This is a genomic window from Pseudomonas sp. CLCA07, assembly GCF_053615335.1.
In genome coordinates this window covers 5,035,281-5,054,428 of sequence record NZ_CM132131.1, presented here as the reverse complement: position 1 = coordinate 5,054,428, position 19,148 = coordinate 5,035,281, and the positions used below count along the sequence as shown (strand labels likewise).

14 protein-coding genes, 2 tRNA genes and 3 rRNA genes are annotated in these 19,148 nt (G+C 55.9%); 5 read left to right on the top strand and 14 right to left on the bottom strand.

What is annotated here, in order from left to right; genetic code table 11:
- Positions 1 to 26: 26 nt before the first annotated feature.
- The 6 genes from ACWGZX_RS23260 to ACWGZX_RS23235 form a co-directional block, all read right to left on the bottom strand.
- Entirely contained in the window at positions 27 to 647 is a 621-nt protein-coding gene (locus ACWGZX_RS23260) for an RraA family protein (RefSeq protein ID WP_452625585.1), read from the bottom strand.
- Positions 640 to 1,032: a RidA family protein gene (locus tag ACWGZX_RS23255; RefSeq protein ID WP_452625584.1), complete on the bottom strand. Its 393-nt coding sequence runs from the start codon at positions 1,030 to 1,032 to the stop codon at positions 640 to 642. The genes ACWGZX_RS23260 and ACWGZX_RS23255 overlap by 8 nt, the downstream gene beginning before the upstream one ends.
- An 18-nt stretch (positions 1,033 to 1,050) precedes the next feature.
- A complete protein-coding gene (locus ACWGZX_RS23250; protein WP_452625583.1) occupies positions 1,051 to 2,430 on the bottom strand; it encodes an MFS transporter in 1,380 nt (459 codons plus the stop codon).
- A gap of 127 nt (positions 2,431 to 2,557) precedes the next feature.
- Positions 2,558 to 3,487, bottom strand: a complete 930-nt coding sequence (locus ACWGZX_RS23245) for a 2-hydroxyacid dehydrogenase (protein ID WP_452625582.1) — start codon at positions 3,485 to 3,487, stop codon at positions 2,558 to 2,560.
- Positions 3,484 to 4,239: a class II aldolase/adducin family protein gene (locus tag ACWGZX_RS23240; RefSeq protein ID WP_452625581.1), complete on the bottom strand. Its 756-nt coding sequence runs from the start codon at positions 4,237 to 4,239 to the stop codon at positions 3,484 to 3,486. The genes ACWGZX_RS23245 and ACWGZX_RS23240 overlap by 4 nt, the downstream gene beginning before the upstream one ends.
- Entirely contained in the window at positions 4,236 to 5,537 is a 1,302-nt protein-coding gene (locus tag ACWGZX_RS23235) for an MFS transporter (protein ID WP_452625580.1), read from the bottom strand. The genes ACWGZX_RS23240 and ACWGZX_RS23235 overlap by 4 nt, the downstream gene beginning before the upstream one ends.
- A 156-nt stretch (positions 5,538 to 5,693) precedes the next feature.
- Between ACWGZX_RS23235 and ACWGZX_RS23230 the strand changes: the two genes are divergently transcribed.
- A complete protein-coding gene (locus tag ACWGZX_RS23230) occupies positions 5,694 to 6,653 on the top strand; it encodes a LysR family transcriptional regulator (RefSeq protein ID WP_452625579.1) in 960 nt (319 codons plus the stop codon).
- Between the two features lie 12 nt (positions 6,654 to 6,665).
- Here ACWGZX_RS23230 and mrdA read toward each other — a convergent pair whose 3' ends face one another.
- From mrdA to ACWGZX_RS23200, 6 genes are all read right to left on the bottom strand, one after another.
- Positions 6,666 to 8,558, bottom strand: a complete 1,893-nt coding sequence (mrdA, locus tag ACWGZX_RS23225; protein ID WP_452625578.1) for a penicillin-binding protein 2 — start codon at positions 8,556 to 8,558, stop codon at positions 6,666 to 6,668.
- 277 nt (positions 8,559 to 8,835) lie between these two features.
- Positions 8,836 to 8,951 (bottom strand): 5S ribosomal RNA (gene rrf, locus ACWGZX_RS23220).
- Positions 8,952 to 9,099: 148 nt separating this feature from the next.
- A 23S ribosomal RNA gene (locus ACWGZX_RS23215) occupies positions 9,100 to 11,989 on the bottom strand.
- A 235-nt stretch (positions 11,990 to 12,224) separates the two neighbouring features.
- Positions 12,225 to 12,300: transfer RNA gene (locus ACWGZX_RS23210), tRNA-Ala, on the bottom strand.
- A 30-nt stretch (positions 12,301 to 12,330) separates the two neighbouring features.
- Positions 12,331 to 12,407, bottom strand: a tRNA-Ile gene (locus tag ACWGZX_RS23205).
- 162 nt (positions 12,408 to 12,569) lie between these two features.
- Positions 12,570 to 14,105, bottom strand: a 16S ribosomal RNA gene (locus ACWGZX_RS23200).
- Together the 16S, 23S and 5S rRNA genes with 2 tRNA genes alongside form the textbook arrangement of a ribosomal RNA operon.
- A gap of 613 nt (positions 14,106 to 14,718) precedes the next feature.
- Between ACWGZX_RS23200 and rhtA the strand changes: the two genes are divergently transcribed.
- The gene (gene rhtA, locus ACWGZX_RS23195) at positions 14,719 to 15,606 is read left to right on the top strand and encodes a threonine/homoserine exporter RhtA (protein WP_452625577.1); all 888 of its coding nucleotides are present in this window, start codon (positions 14,719 to 14,721) and stop codon (positions 15,604 to 15,606) included.
- Positions 15,607 to 15,774: 168 nt separating this feature from the next.
- The gene (locus tag ACWGZX_RS23190) at positions 15,775 to 16,056 is read left to right on the top strand and encodes a hypothetical protein (RefSeq protein ID WP_452625576.1); all 282 of its coding nucleotides are present in this window, start codon (positions 15,775 to 15,777) and stop codon (positions 16,054 to 16,056) included.
- On the opposite strand, the gene ACWGZX_RS23185 is transcribed toward ACWGZX_RS23190, so the two are convergent.
- Complete coding sequence (locus tag ACWGZX_RS23185; protein ID WP_452625575.1) at positions 16,043 to 16,615, bottom strand: TetR/AcrR family transcriptional regulator; 573 nt, start codon at positions 16,613 to 16,615, stop codon at positions 16,043 to 16,045. The two genes, ACWGZX_RS23190 and ACWGZX_RS23185, sit on opposite strands and share 14 nt — an antisense overlap.
- Before the next feature lie 92 nt (positions 16,616 to 16,707).
- Here ACWGZX_RS23185 and ACWGZX_RS23180 point away from each other — a divergent pair, with 92 nt between their 5' ends.
- Both ACWGZX_RS23180 and ACWGZX_RS23175 read left to right on the top strand, forming a co-directional pair.
- Complete coding sequence (locus ACWGZX_RS23180; RefSeq protein WP_452625574.1) at positions 16,708 to 17,436, top strand: SDR family oxidoreductase; 729 nt, start codon at positions 16,708 to 16,710, stop codon at positions 17,434 to 17,436.
- Between the two features lie 36 nt (positions 17,437 to 17,472).
- Complete coding sequence (locus ACWGZX_RS23175; protein WP_223519341.1) at positions 17,473 to 18,063, top strand: 2-hydroxychromene-2-carboxylate isomerase; 591 nt, start codon at positions 17,473 to 17,475, stop codon at positions 18,061 to 18,063.
- On the opposite strand, the gene ACWGZX_RS23170 is transcribed toward ACWGZX_RS23175, so the two are convergent.
- Positions 18,060 to 19,058: a zinc-dependent alcohol dehydrogenase family protein gene (locus ACWGZX_RS23170; RefSeq protein ID WP_452625573.1), complete on the bottom strand. Its 999-nt coding sequence runs from the start codon at positions 19,056 to 19,058 to the stop codon at positions 18,060 to 18,062. The genes ACWGZX_RS23175 and ACWGZX_RS23170 overlap by 4 nt on opposite strands.
- Positions 19,059 to 19,148: the final 90 nt, after the last annotated feature.

The following is a 19,148-nucleotide window of genomic DNA, read 5'->3' as shown; positions in this document are numbered from 1 at the left end:
CCAGCTTTTGGGCTGGCTGCCGGTCATTAAGAGAGTTTGATACTCAATACACTGGACACCGGCTCGCCTGCCATTAACCGGGTCAGCAGTTGCGGTTCTGCCCGGTCAGATGCCAGCGCACGCTCGATGACGTTTTGCGCGGTGACCGGATTGAGAAACAGCACGCCGTTGTCGTCCGCCAGCACGAAATCCCCGGGATGCACCGTGACGCCGGCACAGTGGATCGGCTGATTGATCTGACTGTCGCCACGGCCATGCAACTTGGTGGTCAGCAGGCTGGTACCGCGAGCGAAGACCGGCAACCCGGCCTCGCGCAGTTCGAGCAAGTCGGTCACTGCGCCGTCCACCACGATGCCCACCGCACCAGCGCAACGCGCCGCGCAACTGGTGACGGCGCCCACCGGGGCGTGTTGCCAGTCACCGTCGGTGTCGATCACCAGCACATCGCCGGGCTGGATGAGCGCCAGGGCCTGGTTGACCGCGATAGCATCGGCGCCCACCAGTTTCAGGGTCAGCGCGCGGCCGACCAGTTTCACATTGGGCACCATGGCCCGCAGTTGCGAATCGGCAAAGCCCTCCTCGAGAAAATGCCCTAGGGTCGGAAAGCTCACCGCGTTGAGCTGCTCGATCAGCTGCGATTCATCCATGTTGCGCCTCCTTGGCAATCAACTCGGCGACACAGTCGATTTCCAGCGACACGCCCCACAACGCCACACAAACCGTGGTCCTGGCCGGCGGCGCATGGCCGAGGAACTCGCGATACACCGCGTTGAACGGTTCCAGTTGCGCGGGGTCGGTGAGGTACGCGTTGACCTTGATCACGTGGCCGAAGTCCGACCCGGCTTCAATCAGGATCGCCTCCAGGTTGCGCAAGGTTTGCCGCACTTGTTCGGTGAAGTGGGCCGGTTGGTCATCGAGCCCGCTCTGGGCCGGGATCTGCCCGGCGGTAAACACCAGATGGCCGCTGACCACCGCTTGCGAGTACGGGCCGACTGGGCCGATAAAGCCCGGCGCCGATTGAATTCTTCGCATGTTGTTGAACTCCATGGATCAGGCCGCAGCCGATTTGAAAGGTTTGCGAGCGGGTTGATCGTCACCCGGCACTGCCGTCGGCACGTCGCTGATATCTCGCTTGAAGGTCTCGGTCAGCAACAACAGCGCCACCAACGAAATCAACGCCGCGCCAATCATGTACCAGGCCACCGAAGAGCCTTTGCCGGTCGCCGCCAGTAGTGCCGTGGTGACGATGGGCGTCGCCGCGCTACCGAGCAGGCCGGACAACATGTAGCTGATGGACAGTCCCGAATAACGCACACGTGTGCCGAACAGTTCAGCGAGGAACGTCGCGATCGGCCCGTAATTGGCCGCGAAGGCAGTCATCAACAGCAGGTAGCCGAAGATCACACAGGGCAACTCTTTGGTGTCCATCAACCAGAACAACGGGAACGCGACCAACGCTTCAGCCACGATGCCGGCGACGATGATCGGCTTGCGTCCGTAGCGGTCCGACAGCGCACCGAACACCGGCAGCATGACGATGCACCAGGCGCAGGACAGCAACACCACGCCGAGCATCACGCTGCGGCTGAACCCGAGATTCTGCGTGCCGTAGGTCAGGCCGAAGGCAACGATGATGTTGAACGACGCCCCGGTCGACATGGTGGCGATCCCGCCCAGCACCACTTGTTTCCAGTACTTGCGAAACACTTCCGCCAGCGGCATTTTCACCTGCACCTCGGCTTCCTTGACCTTGTTGAAAGCCGGGGTTTCAGCGATGTTCAAGCGGATGTACAAGCCCACGGCGATCAGCAGCACGCTGGCCAGGAACGGAATACGCCAGCCCCAGGCCAACAGGTCTTCAGGGGACAGCCACGCGGCAATCAGCAGGAAGGCCAGGTTGGCAATCATGGTCCCGGCCGGGACGCCGATCTGAACCCAGGAACCGTACAAACCGCGTTTGTTGGCGGGAGCATGTTCCACCGCCATCAGCACCGCACCGCCCCACTCGCCACCTAACGCCAGGCCTTGAATGACCCTCAGCAGCAACAACAGAATCGGCGCCCAGATACCAATTGCCGCGTAGTTAGGTAATAACCCGATGGCGAATGTTGCGGCCCCCATGGTCAACAGTGAAACCAACAACATCGACTTGCGTCCCAAGCGGTCACCGAAATGACCGAACAATGCCGCGCCGACAATCCGGGCCAGGTAGGCCGAAGCAAACGTCCCGAAAGCCAGTAATGTACCGATCAACGGATCGAAATCCGGAAAGAACACTTTATTGAACACCAGCGCCGAAGCCGTGGCGAACACAAACAGGTCGTACCATTCCACCGTGGTGCCAATCACACTGGCCACGGCCACTTTCTTCATGCTTATTGCAACTTCCGGAGGTGCGCCGGACTTTTCTACAGGCGATAGATCGCTCATTACTGTCTCCAGGAGTTCATCAAGAACTCGTATTTAATTGTTTTAACTGGCAGTAAAACGTTCGAAGTGAGGGATTGTTGTTATAGATCGCCCAACTAATTTGGCGAGTTCGCAAGGCGCTTTCTTATTAATAACCGAGTGTTCGGTCCGCACAATTCAATAACGGTTCGCCAGCATTTAAACGGCGAAAATTTTCCGCTACTTGTTCGGCAATGCAATCGTGGGAGGCTGCCGATGCCATGTGGGGGGTAATGGTGACGCCGGGCATTGTCCAGAGACGGTGATCGACCGGCAGCGGTTCTTGTTCGAAAACATCCAGCAACGCACCGCGCAGTTTTCCTCGGGCCAGGGCTTGTTCGAGGTCGTCGATATTCAGATGACCGCCCCGACCGCAGTTGACCAGCGCGGCGCCATTGGCGAGCCGCTCGAACGTTGCGCTGCCGAGGATGCCGCGGGTTTCGCTGGTCAACGGCAACAGGTTGATCAGCAACTCCAATCCATCGAGGAACGGGTTCAGTTTTTCCGCACCGGCAAACGTCTGTACGCCCGGCAAGTCCTTGCTGCGGCGCGCCCAACCACGAACGTCGTAACCGGCGGTGGCCAGATCCTGGGCAATGGCGCTGCCCAACGACCCAAGCCCCATCACTCCGACCTTGAACTGCCTCGCCGCCCGTTGCAGCGGCCGCTCCCAACGCTGGTGCTGTTGCTGCAACAGCACCTGATCGAAGCCGCGGTGATAGTGAATCGCCGCCCAGCGCACGTATTCAGTCATGCCTTGGCGGTGACCGGGATCGACCACTCGGCACACGGGAAGGTCCGGACACGACGGGTCGTGATCCAGGTGATCGATTCCCGCCGCCACAGAGTGAATGACCTGCAGGTTCGGCAACGCAGCGAGGCTGCCCGGCAACGGAAACCAGCAGGCGGCAATCTGCGCGTTGACGGCCTGTGGATCATCAGCCAGCACGGTGGTGAGTTGCGGTGCACTGCGGGCAAACGCGGCCTGCAATTGTTTAATCAACAAGGTGTCGCGAGACAGCAGAACCACGGTGTTCATGAGAGATAGGACTCGCGCTGGGATTCGATCAGGGTTAAAGCGGCCTCCCAGGCCAGGTCGATGATGTTGTCCTGTTCATCGCGGTCAAACTGTTCAGCGGTGTGCGCACAGACTTCCGGGGACGGGTAATGCAACGCCGAACCACCGGACAACGCCGCAACTTGCGCCTGACAGGCACGCTCCAGAAAGTGAATCTCCTGGAACGCCTGGGCCACACCAGAACCACCGACCAACAGTCCATGATTGCGCAGGATCATCGCCCGGTGCGGGCCCAGATCGGCAATCAACCGCTCGCGCTCATCCAGCGACAGCGCGATGCCTTCATAGGTGTGATACGCCAACTTGCCGTAGAACTTCAGCGCGTGCTGACTGATCGGCAGCAAGCCTTGCTTCTGGGCGGCGACCGCCATGCCGGCAGCCGTGTGGGTGTGAATCACGCAGTTGAGATCCGGGCGGGCCATGTGGATCGCCGAGTGAATGACGAAGCCGGCGGCGTTGACCCGGCGACCTTCATAAGCCGGATCGACCACTCGCCCATCCTCATCGATCCGCACCAGGTCCGAGGCGCGCATGCGGTCGAAAATCACCCCGTAGCGATTGATCAGAAAGTGATGCTCAGGCCCCGGAATTCGCAGGGTGATGTGAGTGTCAATCAAGTCGGTCATGCGAAAATGCGCGACCAGGCGATACAGCGCAGCCAGCTCGCAACGGGCTTGCCATTCAACCGGGCCGATGTGTTCAGGTTTACTCACGAATACACCTCTTTAGCAGCGTGGGTGACGACCGGGTTGGCGCGCAGGCGGGCCAGGCCGCAAACACCGATCAAAGACAGGGCCGAAAGCAAGGTGAAGAACACCGCCAACGGCAACCATTGTCCGGAAAACTTGCTCGCCAGCAGCGTGCCGATCAGCGGCGTAGTACCGCCGGCCAGCGCGCAGCTGAGTTGGTAGGCGATAGAAATGCCCGAGTAGCGCAGGTGCACCGGGAACGCCTGAGTCATGTAGCCGGCGATCACCGCGTACAGCGCCGAGAGAATCACCACCGCCAGAGCAATGCCGACGGTCATCAGCACAATGTTCTGTGTGCCCACCAGCATGAACATCGGATATGGCGTGACCATGCACATCAGCGCGACGAGTTTGAGGAAGCGGCCTTCGCCGATGCGCTCGGCCAGCAACGCAGAGAGCGGTTGCGAGAGCAGCTGAATGACGGTCACCAGAAACAGGCAATCGAGAATCGTCGAACGTGCGATGCCCTGATACTGGGTGACGTAGGTGATCATGAAGGTGTTGGTGAAAAAGAACCCGGCCGAGCCGATGGTCACCGCGGCGGCGGCGAACAGGATCTGCCGCCAGCAGGTGCGGATAACGTCTTTCACCGGGTATTTGGCCGTCTCGTTGTTGTCCCGGGCCTTGGCAAACTCTGGTGACTCGTGAACGCCTGAGCGGATCATCAGACCGACCATCATCAACACACCACTGGCCAGAAACGGCAGACGCCAGCCCCAGGCGAGGAAGTCCTCTGGCTCAAGGGAAGTCACCAGACGAAAGGCAATCAACGCCAGCAGTAAACCGGCTGGGCTGCCGAGTTGAGCGAACGATGCATAGAAAGTCTTGCGCTTGGCCGGTGCGTGCTCGCTGGCCATCAACACCGCTCCGCCCCACTCGCCACCAACTGAAATGCCCTGAATCAAACGCAGCACAATCAGACCGACCGGCGCCCAGATGCCGACGCTGGCGTAGCTGGGCAACAGACCGATGCCGGCGGTCGCCAAACCCATCAGGGCCATGGTCACCAGCAGCATTTTCTTGCGGCCCAGTCGATCACCCAGATGACCGAAAACCATTCCGGCCATTGGGCGAGCGATGAAGCCGACGGCGAAACTGCCGAAGGCTGCCAAGGTGCTCATCACCGGATCGCTGCTGGGAAAGAACACTTGCCCAAGCACCAGCGCCGCCGCCGTCGCGTAGATGTAGAAGTCGTAGAACTCGATGGTCGTGCCAATGAAGGCTGCCGCCGCCGCTCGACGCGGTTGTGGGGTAGTGTGCATGCAAGGACCCTGTGTATTTATAGTTTTGGGCAGGTACTGAAGGCTGTATACGGTTGCACTCTGTGGCGCTTGTGGGCTTTATCGCTTCCGTGACAGGATTAGTCAATTTTCATATTCTTATCTTTACTATTAGCCCTGCTACTACATGGACTATTTATGCCCTCCACTTCCAACCCATGGGTCGGTCGCCGCTTTCTCAATGACCGCCTCGACTGGAACCTGTTACGCACCTATTTGGTGATCGGCCAGGAAGGCAGCATGAGCCGGGCCGCCGCGCGATTGCACATCACGCAGTCAGCCGTCAGTCAGGCGCTGAAACGACTGGAAGAACAATTGGAATGTGTGTTGATTGCCCGCAGCGGGCGGCGGTTTGATCTGACGGAAACCGGGGAGGAAGTCCTGCGCATTGCGGCGGACATTTACGGCGATATCTCACGACTGGGCACAGTGGTGGAAAATCGTAACGACGACGTGGTCGGCAAGATTCGCATCCTTACCGTCAGTGGCGTGCAAGCACGACATTACGACGAGTTCCTCGCCGATTTCCACGAAACCCATCCGAAAATCGAGTTTGAAGTCGAGGTGATGGGTAGCTCGAACATCATCAGTTCACTGCTGCAAAAGACAGCGACCATTGGCGTCGGCCTGTGTCGTTTACCGCAGCCGCGATTGGAGCAACGGGTGCTGTTTCGTGAGACTTATGCGTACTTTTGTGGGCAGCGTCATCGGTTGTTTGGGCAAGAGAATCTGACCTTGGAACAGCTCGCGGCGGAGAACTTTGTCAGCTTCACCAGTGACCAACTCGGGGGCAATCTTTCGCCCCTGACATTGTTCCGCGACCAGCAAGGCTTTACCGGCAAGATCGTCGCTTCATCGACGAGTTTCGAAGAAATTTATCGCTTGATCTGTTCAGGGTTCGGCATTGGCTGCCTGCCGACGCATCTGGTACGAAGGGATGTCGAACAAGGGTTGCTCTGGCGTTTGCCGCCGGAAGATGGCGTGGTGGATTTCGATATCCAACTGTTGTGGAATCGCGAGCAGAAGTTGAGTCAGGCCGAAACCGTATTCCTCGAAAGCTTCCAGCACATGCTCAGCATTCGTGAGCCTGTGCTGTGAAGCCTTGCCCTCTTAGACGTTGGGGTCGCCCGGAGCTTTGCTCGGGGCGGCGTATTGCGGTTTCAGGTGACCGTCCTGATCAAGTAGCCAGGCGTCCATAATCTGTCGGACCACAGGACCGGCAACGCGACCACCGGCCTCGCCGTTTTCGATCATCACCGAGATGACAATCTTCGGGTGCTCGGCCGGAGCGAAGCCGACGAACAAGGCGTTATCGCGGTTACGCTCCAGGGTTTTCGCGCGGTTGTAGCGCTCGCCCTGTTTGATTGCGACAACTTGCGCGGTACCACTCTTGCCGGCAATGCGGTATTGAGCACCCAGCGCTGCCGCCCGGGCTATCCCGCGAGCGTCGTGCATCACCATCTGCATGCCGTGGTTGACCTGCTCCCAGTCACGCGGGTCCTTGAGCAGGATGTTGGGCATCGGATGCTCGTCAATCGGCGCAATACCGTCCACAGTCTTGGCCAGATGCGGTCGATTCCACACGCCTTTGTTGGCAATTAGCGCGGTGGCCTGGGCCAATTGCAGCGGTGTGACCTGCATATAACCCTGACCGATGCCGAGGATCACCGTTTCGCCAGGAAACCAGGCCTGACGGCGCGTGGCGCGCTTCCAGGCCTGGGATGGCATCAGACCGGCAGACTCTTCGAACATGTCCAGCGAGACCTTCTCGCCGAGGCCGAACATCGCCATGTAGTCGTGCAGGCGATCGATGCCCAGCTTGTGGGCCAGGTCGTAGAAGTAGGTGTCGTTGGAGCGCATGATCGCCGCGTCCATGTCCACCCAACCGTCGCCGCTGTGGTTCCAGTTGCGGTATTTGTGATCGTAGTCCGGGAGCTGGTAGTAACCCGGATCGAAAACACGGGTCTGCGGGGTGACGACACCCGTATCGAGGCCGGCAATGGCCACCTCCGGCTTGATGGTCGAACCCGGCGCGTAGAGGCCCCGCAGCACACGGTTGAACAGCGGGCGGTCGATGGAGTCGTGCAGCGCCGCGTATTCCTTGAAGCTGATCCCCGTGACGAATAGGTTCGGATCGAAGCTTGGCTTGCTGACCATTGCCAGCACTTCCCCGGTCGACGGGTCGAGCGCGACAACTGAACCTCGACGATCACCCAAGGCTGCTTCGGCGGCCTCCTGAAGTTTGACGTCCAGGCTCAGGACGATGTTTTTGCCGGGGACCGGATCAGTGTGCTTGAGCACTCGCAACACACGGCCTTGAGCGTTGGTTTCGACTTCTTCATAGCCGACCTGGCCATGCAGCTCGGACTCGTAGAATTTTTCAATGCCGGTTTTGCCGATGGATTGGGTGCCACGGTATTCCACCGTGTCCAGGGCTTTGGATTCTTTCTCGTTGATGCGACCGACGTAGCCAATCGAATGCGCGAAGTGCGCGCCCATCGGGTAGTGGCGCACGAACTGAGGCTCGACATCGATCCCCGGCAACCGGAACTCGTTGACCGCCAGTACCGCGATCTGCTCTTCGCTCAGTTCATAGAACAGGGTGACCGGCACGAACGGATGACGGGCCTGCTTCATTGCCTTGTCGAACAACGTTCGATCTTCTATCGACAGGTGCAGGAGGTTAACCACCTCATCCAGCTCCTCTTTGACATCCGAGGCGCGTTCGCGGGTGATCGTCAGATTGAAGCTCGGCCGGTTGTCCGCCAGAACCACGCCATTGCGGTCGTAGATCAACCCTCGAGTGGGCGTGATCGGCAGGACGTGGACACGGTTGTTTTCGGAGATGGTCGAGTGATAGTCGAATTCGACCACCTGCAGGACATACATGCGCACCATCAGAGCGCAGGAAATAGCGACGACAAACAAGCCGCAAGCCATCAGTCTTTTGTTGACCAGGCGCGTCTCTTTTTCGTGGTCCTTGATCGGTATCGGTTCGGGCATTTCCGCAGCAGCTCTTTAACTAAAAAGGATGCCGATCCGTAGGCTTGAAATCAGTCCGTTAAAAAACGAGCTGCACCATACCAAAAACCGCCCGGTCACTTTAGTTCGATTTCCTCTAACGGTTGTCCTTAACGATCAAAACGACAGTCACCTGCTCTGTGCTCCCATTCATAGGTTTTTCTTGCTGATGAGCGTGTGAATACGGGACGCACAGCACTTTCCTGCGGACAAAACAAAACCCCTACCTGCATACGCAGATAGGGGTTTCGGAATTTAATCTTGACGATGACCTACTCTCACATGGGGAAACCCCACACTACCATCGGCGATGCATCGTTTCACTGCTGAGTTCGGGATGGGATCAGGTGGTTCCAATGCTCTATGGTCGTCAAGAAATTCGGTAGCCAGGTCGTTATGTGCATAACGCTCCAGCGAATGGGTATGTAATAGATTTGTGTGTTTCGTTTCGAACTTTCGGTTCTTTCGTCTTCACACACCGCAATCTGGCCTCTTTCGAGTTCGCAAATTGCTTGGGTGTTATATGGTCAAGCCTCACGGGCAATTAGTATTGGTTAGCTCAACGCCTCACAGCGCTTACACACCCAACCTATCAACGTCGTAGTCTTCGACGGCCCTTCAGGGGACTCAAGGTCCCAGTGAGATCTCATCTTGAGGCTAGTTTCCCGCTTAGATGCTTTCAGCGGTTATCTATTCCGAACATAGCTACCCGGCAATGCCACTGGCGTGACAACCGGAACACCAGAGGTTCGTCCACTCCGGTCCTCTCGTACTAGGAGCAGCCCCTCTCAAATCTCAAACGTCCACGGCAGATAGGGACCGAACTGTCTCACGACGTTCTAAACCCAGCTCGCGTACCACTTTAAATGGCGAACAGCCATACCCTTGGGACCGGCTTCAGCCCCAGGATGTGATGAGCCGACATCGAGGTGCCAAACACCGCCGTCGATATGAACTCTTGGGCGGTATCAGCCTGTTATCCCCGGAGTACCTTTTATCCGTTGAGCGATGGCCCTTCCATACAGAACCACCGGATCACTAAGACCTACTTTCGTACCTGCTCGACGTGTCTGTCTCGCAGTCAAGCGCGCTTTTGCCTTTATACTCTACGACCGATTTCCGACCGGTCTGAGCGCACCTTCGTACTCCTCCGTTACTCTTTAGGAGGAGACCGCCCCAGTCAAACTACCCACCATACACTGTCCTCGATCCGGATAACGGACCTGAGTTAGAACCTCAAAGTTGCCAGGGTGGTATTTCAAGGTTGGCTCCACGCGAACTGGCGTCCACGCTTCAAAGCCTCCCACCTATCCTACACAAGCAAATTCAAAGTCCAGTGCAAAGCTATAGTAAAGGTTCACGGGGTCTTTCCGTCTAGCCGCGGATACACTGCATCTTCACAGCGATTTCAATTTCACTGAGTCTCGGGTGGAGACAGCGCCGCCATCGTTACGCCATTCGTGCAGGTCGGAACTTACCCGACAAGGAATTTCGCTACCTTAGGACCGTTATAGTTACGGCCGCCGTTTACCGGGGCTTCGATCAAGAGCTTCGCGTTAGCTAACCCCATCAATTAACCTTCCGGCACCGGGCAGGCGTCACACCCTATACGTCCACTTTCGTGTTTGCAGAGTGCTGTGTTTTTAATAAACAGTCGCAGCGGCCTGGTATCTTCGACCGGCATGGGCTTACGCAGTAAATGCTTCACCCTCACCGGCGCACCTTCTCCGAAGTTACGGTGCCATTTTGCCTAGTTCCTTCACCCGAGTTCTCTCAAGCGCCTTGGTATTCTCTACCCAACCACCTGTGTCGGTTTGGGGTACGGTTCCTGGTTACCTGAAGCTTAGAAGCTTTTCTTGGAAGCATGGCATCAACCACTTCGTCACCCAAAGGGTAACTCGTCATCAGCTCTCGGCCTTAGAATCCCGGATTTACCTAAGATTCCAGCCTACCACCTTAAACTTGGACAACCAACGCCAAGCTGGCCTAGCCTTCTCCGTCCCTCCATCGCAATAACCAGAAGTACAGGAATATTAACCTGTTTTCCATCGACTACGCTTTTCAGCCTCGCCTTAGGGACCGACTAACCCTGCGTCGATTAACGTTGCGCAGGAAACCTTGGTCTTTCGGCGTGGGTGTTTTTCACACCCATTGTCGTTACTCATGTCAGCATTCGCACTTCTGATACCTCCAGCAAGCTTCTCAACTCACCTTCACAGGCTTACAGAACGCTCCTCTACCGCATCACCTAAGTGATACCCGTAGCTTCGGTGTATGGTTTGAGCCCCGTTACATCTTCCGCGCAGGCCGACTCGACTAGTGAGCTATTACGCTTTCTTTAAAGGGTGGCTGCTTCTAAGCCAACCTCCTAGCTGTCTAAGCCTTCCCACATCGTTTCCCACTTAACCATAACTTTGGGACCTTAGCTGACGGTCTGGGTTGTTTCCCTTTTCACGACGGACGTTAGCACCCGCCGTGTGTCTCCCATGCTCGGCACTTGTAGGTATTCGGAGTTTGCATCGGTTTGGTAAGTCGGGATGACCCCCTAGCCGAAACAGTGCTCTACCCCTACAGTGATACATGAGGCGCTACCTAAATAGCTTTCGAGGAGAACCAGCTATCTCCGAGCTTGATTAGCCTTTCACTCCGATCCACAGGTCATCCGCTAACTTTTCAACGGTAGTCGGTTCGGTCCTCCAGTTAGTGTTACCCAACCTTCAACCTGCCCATGGATAGATCGCCCGGTTTCGGGTCTATTCCCAGCGACTAGACGCCCTATTAAGACTCGCTTTCGCTACGCCTCCCCTATTCGGTTAAGCTCGCCACTGAAAATAAGTCGCTGACCCATTATACAAAAGGTACGCAGTCACCCAACAAAGTGGGCTCCCACTGCTTGTACGCATACGGTTTCAGGATCTATTTCACTCCCCTCTCCGGGGTTCTTTTCGCCTTTCCCTCACGGTACTAGTTCACTATCGGTCAGTCAGTAGTATTTAGCCTTGGAGGATGGTCCCCCCATATTCAGACAAAGTTTCTCGTGCTCCGTCCTACTCGATTTCATGACCAAGAGATTTTCGCGTACAGGGCTATCACCCACTATGGCCGCACTTTCCAGAGCGTTCCGCTAATCTCAAAGCCACTTAAGGGCTAGTCCCCGTTCGCTCGCCACTACTAAGGGAATCTCGGTTGATTTCTTTTCCTCAGGGTACTTAGATGTTTCAGTTCCCCTGGTTCGCCTCTTAAGCCTATGTATTCAGCTTAAGATAACCATCTTATGATGGCTGGGTTCCCCCATTCAGACATCTCCGGATCAAAGTCTGTTTGCCGACTCCCCGAAGCTTTTCGCAGGCTACCACGTCTTTCATCGCCTCTGACTGCCAAGGCATCCACCGTATGCGCTTCTTCACTTGACCATATAACCCCAAGCAATCTGGTTATACTGTGAAGACGACATTCGCCGAAAATTCGCAATTTAACTCACAAATTTTACCTTAGCCTGAGCCGTTACCAGTGAAAGTAACGTTCAGTCTATCTTTCTATCACATACCCAAATTTTTAAAGAACGAACTAGTCAAAGACTAGAAATCAACATTCACCATCATCCGATGGAATGCTCATTTCTAAGCTTTATACCGACAGAAGCAGTAGTGGTGGAGCCAAACGGGATCGAACCGTTGACCTCCTGCGTGCAAGGCAGGCGCTCTCCCAGCTGAGCTATGGCCCCGTATTTCTACAGGCGTTTCCCACACAAAATTGGTGGGTCTGGGCAGATTCGAACTGCCGACCTCACCCTTATCAGGGGTGCGCTCTAACCAACTGAGCTACAGACCCAATTTCGAGCTACTAAGGCCGACCTCACCCTGCTCTTGACCACAAAGCATGGGGTGCGCTCTAACCAACTCAGCTACAAACCGATACAGGCTGCTTCTTTCGTCTTCTTCAATGAATCAAGCAATTCGTGTGGGAACTTATGGAGCAGCTGATGTCGTCGATTAAGGAGGTGATCCAGCCGCAGGTTCCCCTACGGCTACCTTGTTACGACTTCACCCCAGTCATGAATCACACCGTGGTAACCGTCCTCCCGAAGGTTAGACTAGCTACTTCTGGTGCAACCCACTCCCATGGTGTGACGGGCGGTGTGTACAAGGCCCGGGAACGTATTCACCGCGACATTCTGATTCGCGATTACTAGCGATTCCGACTTCACGCAGTCGAGTTGCAGACTGCGATCCGGACTACGATCGGTTTTATGGGATTAGCTCCACCTCGCGGCTTGGCAACCCTCTGTACCGACCATTGTAGCACGTGTGTAGCCCAGGCCGTAAGGGCCATGATGACTTGACGTCATCCCCACCTTCCTCCGGTTTGTCACCGGCAGTCTCCTTAGAGTGCCCACCATTACGTGCTGGTAACTAAGGACAAGGGTTGCGCTCGTTACGGGACTTAACCCAACATCTCACGACACGAGCTGACGACAGCCATGCAGCACCTGTCTCAATGTTCCCGAAGGCACCAATCCATCTCTGGAAAGTTCATTGGATGTCAAGGCCTGGTAAGGTTCTTCGCGTTGCTTCGAATTAAACCACATGCTCCACCGCTTGTGCGGGCCCCCGTCAATTCATTTGAGTTTTAACCTTGCGGCCGTACTCCCCAGGCGGTCAACTTAATGCGTTAGCTGCGCCACTAAGAGCTCAAGGCTCCCAACGGCTAGTTGACATCGTTTACGGCGTGGACTACCAGGGTATCTAATCCTGTTTGCTCCCCACGCTTTCGCACCTCAGTGTCAGTATCAGTCCAGGTGGTCGCCTTCGCCACTGGTGTTCCTTCCTATATCTACGCATTTCACCGCTACACAGGAAATTCCACCACCCTCTACCATACTCTAGCTTGTCAGTTTTGAATGCAGTTCCCAGGTTGAGCCCGGGGATTTCACATCCAACTTAACAAACCACCTACGCGCGCTTTACGCCCAGTAATTCCGATTAACGCTTGCACCCTCTGTATTACCGCGGCTGCTGGCACAGAGTTAGCCGGTGCTTATTCTGTCGGTAACGTCAAGACACCAACGTATTAGGTTACTGCCCTTCCTCCCAACTTAAAGTGCTTTACAATCCGAAGACCTTCTTCACACACGCGGCATGGCTGGATCAGGCTTTCGCCCATTGTCCAATATTCCCACTGCTGCCTCCCGTAGGAGTCTGGACCGTGTCTCAGTTCCAGTGTGACTGATCATCCTCTCAGACCAGTTACGGATCGTCGCCTTGGTGAGCCATTACCTCACCAACTAGCTAATCCGACCTAGGCTCATCTGATAGCGCAAGGCCCGAAGGTCCCCTGCTTTCTCCCGTAGGACGTATGCGGTATTAGCGTCCGTTTCCGAGCGTTATCCCCCACTACCAGGCAGATTCCTAGGCATTACTCACCCGTCCGCCGCTCTCAAGAGAAGCAAGCTTCTCTCTACCGCTCGACTTGCATGTGTTAGGCCTGCCGCCAGCGTTCAATCTGAGCCATGATCAAACTCTTCAGTTCAAACATCTTTGGGTTTTTAAGAAACCCTAAACTTGGCTCAGCAATCGTTGGTTACATCTTTGATTTCTCGCGGAGTAACTTGTGATGCTGATAATCTTGTTGACTATCAGTCTGACTCCACAAGCACCCACACGAATTGCTTGATTCAGTTGTTAAAGAGCGGTTGGTTAAGATCTTTCGTCTCAACCGAGGCGCGCATTCTACAGCAGCCTCTGTTGCTGTCAAGCGGTTATTTTCAGAAGTTTTCAAAGTTTCCTTTGTAACTTCAACCACTTGCGCTTTCGATCTCTCGTCAGCGGGAGGCGAATTCTACAGCGTTACACGCTGCTGTCAACACCTCTTTTTCAACTCCTTTCGAGCTTCGATGAACTGAAGCCGCTTGCTGCCGAAAACTGCGTAACTCATTGTTTACCAAGGAGTTTTCCGTTTCGACTGCGCCGGAAGAGGGGCGAATTATAGACATATAGAATCTGTCGTCAAGCACTGATTTGGATTTTCTATCAGCTAATTCAAAATCACAGCTATATATAGACGTGCTCGCCACGAATGCGCACTATATTGCTCAAATGCAATGAGCAATACTCTTGCTTCCCACTTCGGACGATGCCTCTCAATGAATGATCAGCCCCGCAGTCTTGCCTCGACCTTGTTCTCGGTAGGCCTGCTACTAATAGCCATGGCGTCGATCCAGTCCGGAGCGTCTTTGGCTAAAAGCATGTTCCCTGTTATTGGTGCTCAAGGAACCACCACCCTACGCCTGATTGTCGCCAGTGTGATCATGCTGCTTCTGCTGCGCCCATGGCGGGCTAAGCTCACTGCAAAATCCCTACGCACCGTGATCATTTACGGTATGGCACTGGGCGGCATGAACCTCCTCTTCTATATGTCTTTACGCACCGTCCCCTTGGGCATTGCCGTAGCCCTGGAGTTCACCGGGCCGTTGGCGGTGGCAATCTATGCCTCGCGCCGCGCGATCGACTTTTTGTGGATAGCACTGGCCGTTGCAGGATTGCTGCTGCTGGTTCCAACAGGAGCCACATCTGCGGGGATTGACCTGACAGGTGCAAGTTATGCTTTAGGCGCCGGCGTCTGCTGGGCGCTGTATATTCTATTCGGCCAGAGGGCTGGCGCCGACAATGGCGTACAAACAGCCGCATTGGGCGTGATGATTGCCGCATTGTTCGTGGCCCCTATCGGCATCGTCCATGCTGGCGCTGCGCTGTTGAGTCCGGCGCTGATCCCCGTGGCCATCGGTGTTGCCATTCTGTCCACCGCCCTGCCCTACACGCTCGAAATGGTAGCGCTCACCCGCATGCCAGCCCGCACATTCGGCACATTAATGAGCATTGAACCTGCGTTCGGCGCATTGTCAGGCCTGTTGTTCCTCAATGAATACCTGTCACTGTCACAGTGGATGGCCATCTTGTGCATCATTCTCGCTTCCGTGGGCGCAACCATGACCATGGGCAGTGCTGCCAAGCCATCGGTTGCGGCAGATTGATACAGGGTTTTACGCGGGTCTGGTAATTACCGTTCAATTAGGCCATGTTTAGACCCGCAACCTAGTGTCAGGCAAGGATTTTTCAGGGCAGGGATATCACGAAGCTTTAAGCGAGTGCGAATGCAGCGAGACCCGGGCACAAGATCCGGGAACGCTATAAGGACAGCAATGAAACGAATTTTGATATTGGTCGCCGTACTTGCAATTGCGGGATGTGCGGCGACCTCGAAAACACAAGTCAAACACGGCAAAAAAGGGCTACATATCAACTGTTCAGGACTCACATCCTCGTGGGACAAGTGCTACACCAGCGCCACCAACTCGTGCGCACCCAAGGGGTACAAGGTTCTCGCCAAGTCGGGGGACGCGGTGGAAGAACCAGGAGACTATCCGTTCGGGCTCAATCCTGCCGGCTACACCAGCCGCAGCATGATCGTTATTTGCAAATAGTTTGATTCCGTCCGGCAATCTGGCGGCCAATCTCATCGCAGCTGGACTTCAACACATTACGCTGGATGTCTGGCGTCGCCAGCATCCGGGCGACAACCAAAGCACCGATACATTGCGACAGAATGGCCCAAGCCAGGCTGTCGCTCTCTAGAATGCGCGCCCAATTCTCCTGTAGCTGACAAATCCAGCGTTCCGCCTGCTGGCGAACCAGCACATCCGAACGAGCGATCTCTGCGCCTAACGCTGGCAATGCGCATCCGGACTCTGGATGCTCGACATGTGCCATGCTCAGGTACTGCTTAAGGCAACGCTCAAGCTTTTCACCCGCCTGGTCGGCGCCTAATCGTTCCACGCTTTGACATAACTCACGTTCGACGATTGAAGCGAACAGTTCGTCCTTCGACGAAAAATGACTATAGAAAGCCCCGCCGCTCAAGCCAATCGCCTTCATCAAACCGTCGACGCCGACCGTGGAAAAACCTGACTTCTTGGCTGACACCGCACTGCTTTCCAGTAGCTTCTCTTTGGTTTCCAATTTGTGACTGGCCGAGTAGCGCATTGCCATTTCCTCAGGATTGATCTTCTTGACGCCTGCCGAATCGTAGCATAACGTTCGTTTAGTTAACGATCGTTTAGCAAAGGGATTAACCGATGAATAACAAGAAGGTCGTACTGGTTGTCGGCGCAGGTGATGCTACCGGCGGTGCCATTGCCAAACGTTTTGCACAGGAAGGCTACGTCGCCTGCGTCACCCGACGCAGTGCAGACAAACTTCAGCCGCTGGTCGACATGATCAAAGCCAATGGCGGCGACGCTCACGGCTTTGCTTGTGATGCGCGCAAGGAAGAAGAGGTGATTGCATTAGTCGAACAGATCGAAAGCGAGATCGGGTCTATCGAAGTGCTTGTCTTCAACATTGGAGCCAATGTGCCCTGCAGCATTCTTGAAGAAACGGCCCGCAAGTATTTCAAGATTTGGGAGATGGCCTGTTTTTCAGGTTTTCTTAATGCTCGTGAAGTCGCCAAGCGCATGGCCAAGCGTCAACGAGGCACAATCCTTTTCACCGGGGCTACGGCCGGCATGCGCGGTGCGGCAGGATTTGCAGCGTTCGCCGGCGCCAAGCACGGCATTCGTGCCTTGGCCCAAAGCATGGCGCGTGAACTCGGCCCCATGAACATCCACGTTGCTCACGTTGTCGTCGACGGAGCTATCGATACCGACTTCATCCGCGAGAGCTTCCCAGAAAAGTACGCGACCAAGGATGAAGACGGCATTCTCAACCCCGAGCACATCGCCGAGAACTATTGGTACCTGCACAGCCAGCCACGGGACGCCTGGACGTTCGAACTGGATTTACGGCCCTGGAGCGAACGCTGGTAAGCCCTCCCCTACAACAATAAACAGAGCGCACCGACCATGAGCAAAACCGTGGAGTTCTTTTTCGACCTCGGCAGCCCGGCCACCTATCTGGCCTACACCCAGCTACCAAAAATCTGTGAGCAAACCGGCAGCCAACTGATTTACACGCCAATGCTGCTGGGTGGCGTCTTCAAAGCCACCGGCAACGCTTCGCCGGCGATGATCCCGGCCAAAGGCCGTTACATGTTTCAAGACCTCGACCGCTATGCAAAACGCTATGGCGTGCCACTGAAATTCAATCCACATTTCCCCATCAACACCCTGATGCTCATGCGCGCCGTGACCGGGATTCAGTTGCGTCACCCCGAGCGCTTCCTTGCGTTTATCGACTGCCTGTTCACAGCTCTCTGGGTCGAAGGTCGCAGCCTTGATGACCCCGCCACCGTCGCCGCCGTGTTGACACAAAACGGTTTTGACCCCAATGAAGTACTGGCCTTGACTGCCGATGAGGAAGTCAAAGCCGCACTCAAGGACAATACCGAGAAAGCGGTACAGCGCGGTGTATTCGGGGCGCCGAGCATGTTCGTCGACAACCAGTTGTTCTTCGGCCAGGATCGGTTGGAGTTCGTTGTTGAAGCCCTGAGTTAAATCTCGACTACTAACCGCCCCTGCGAAGATCCCGAAACGAGCAACTGATGAGCGGCCTCGGCAGTTTCCAGCGTGAACTGCCGAGGATTGAGCAACGGTTTCAACTGACCTGCTTCAATCAACCGCGTCGCGTCCTGAAGAATCTGGCCATGATGCTCACGCCCTTTACCGGTCAACAGCGGCAACAGCGTAAACACCCCGGAATAAGTCGCCCCACGAAACGACAGCGGCGCAAGGCTGTGCTGCCCCCAGCCCAGACAGCTCACTACATGCCCTTCATAAACTCGAACTGCCTTGAATGAATCATCCAACACCCCACCGCCCACTGTGTCATAGACGACATCGAAGCCCTCCCCCGAAGTGAACTCAGCTACATAGTCCTCCACCGAAGACGCGCGATAATCGATAAACATTGCACCGAAACTTTCAATAACCCCCTTATGACCCGCTGACCCCGTGGCAAACACTTCAGCACCGCAAGACCGGGCAATTTGCACAGCCACGTGCCCGACGCCACCCGCGCCACCGTGAATCAGCACCTTCTGACCGGCTCGTACCCGAGCCCTATCAACCAGTCCTTCCCACGCAGTGATCAATACCAATGGCAACCCTGCGGCCTCGCGCATGCTCAGATTTTTCGGTTTGTGCGCCAGAAGTCGCGAATCAACCACCGCGAACTCCGCAAGAGAACCCTGCGCACCGCCGATTCCGGTCGCCATCGCGTAGACCTCATCACCCGGCAGCCACTCGCTGACGCCCTCTCCCAACGCCTCAACGGTCCCCGCGAGATCCATGCCCAACACGGCCGGTAGTGGCTGACGTGCATGAGCCGCCTCTCCCGAACGAATCTTCGCATCCAGCGGGTTCACCCCGCTGGCCTTGATCCTGACCAGCACTTGACCCGCCCTCGGCACAGGCCGCGGCAGGGAAACCAAGCGTAAAGGCCCATTGGCCGAGTCAACAATCAGAGCGCGCATTTCAAGTGAGTCAGACATTTCGCCAAATTCCGTCAGAAGTGAGTGTGGGATTAATCTTCATCCAGTTCACTCATGCCGATAAGGCGCTATATAGCTATAGTGATCATG

Bases quoted from the DNA above. Each gene is read 5' to 3' on its own strand.
- ACWGZX_RS23170 (WP_452625573.1), bottom strand. From the start codon at position 19,058: ATGTCTGACTCACTTGAAATGCGCGCTCTGATTGTTGACTCGGCCAAT.
- ACWGZX_RS23175 (WP_223519341.1), top strand. From the start codon at position 17,473: ATGAGCAAAACCGTGGAGTTCTTTTTCGACCTCGGCAGCCCGGCCACC.
- ACWGZX_RS23190 (WP_452625576.1), top strand. From the start codon at position 15,775: ATGAAACGAATTTTGATATTGGTCGCCGTACTTGCAATTGCGGGATGT.
- ACWGZX_RS23250 (WP_452625583.1), bottom strand. From the start codon at position 2,430: ATGAGCGATCTATCGCCTGTAGAAAAGTCCGGCGCACCTCCGGAAGTT.
- rhtA (WP_452625577.1), top strand. From the start codon at position 14,719: ATGAATGATCAGCCCCGCAGTCTTGCCTCGACCTTGTTCTCGGTAGGC.
- ACWGZX_RS23260 (WP_452625585.1), bottom strand. From the start codon at position 647: ATGGATGAATCGCAGCTGATCGAGCAGCTCAACGCGGTGAGCTTTCCG.
- ACWGZX_RS23245 (WP_452625582.1), bottom strand. From the start codon at position 3,487: ATGAACACCGTGGTTCTGCTGTCTCGCGACACCTTGTTGATTAAACAA.
- ACWGZX_RS23255 (WP_452625584.1), bottom strand. From the start codon at position 1,032: ATGCGAAGAATTCAATCGGCGCCGGGCTTTATCGGCCCAGTCGGCCCG.
- mrdA (WP_452625578.1), bottom strand. From the start codon at position 8,558: ATGCCCGAACCGATACCGATCAAGGACCACGAAAAAGAGACGCGCCTG.
- ACWGZX_RS23185 (WP_452625575.1), bottom strand. From the start codon at position 16,615: ATGCGCTACTCGGCCAGTCACAAATTGGAAACCAAAGAGAAGCTACTG.
- ACWGZX_RS23230 (WP_452625579.1), top strand. From the start codon at position 5,694: ATGCCCTCCACTTCCAACCCATGGGTCGGTCGCCGCTTTCTCAATGAC.
- ACWGZX_RS23235 (WP_452625580.1), bottom strand. From the start codon at position 5,537: ATGCACACTACCCCACAACCGCGTCGAGCGGCGGCGGCAGCCTTCATT.
- ACWGZX_RS23180 (WP_452625574.1), top strand. From the start codon at position 16,708: ATGAATAACAAGAAGGTCGTACTGGTTGTCGGCGCAGGTGATGCTACC.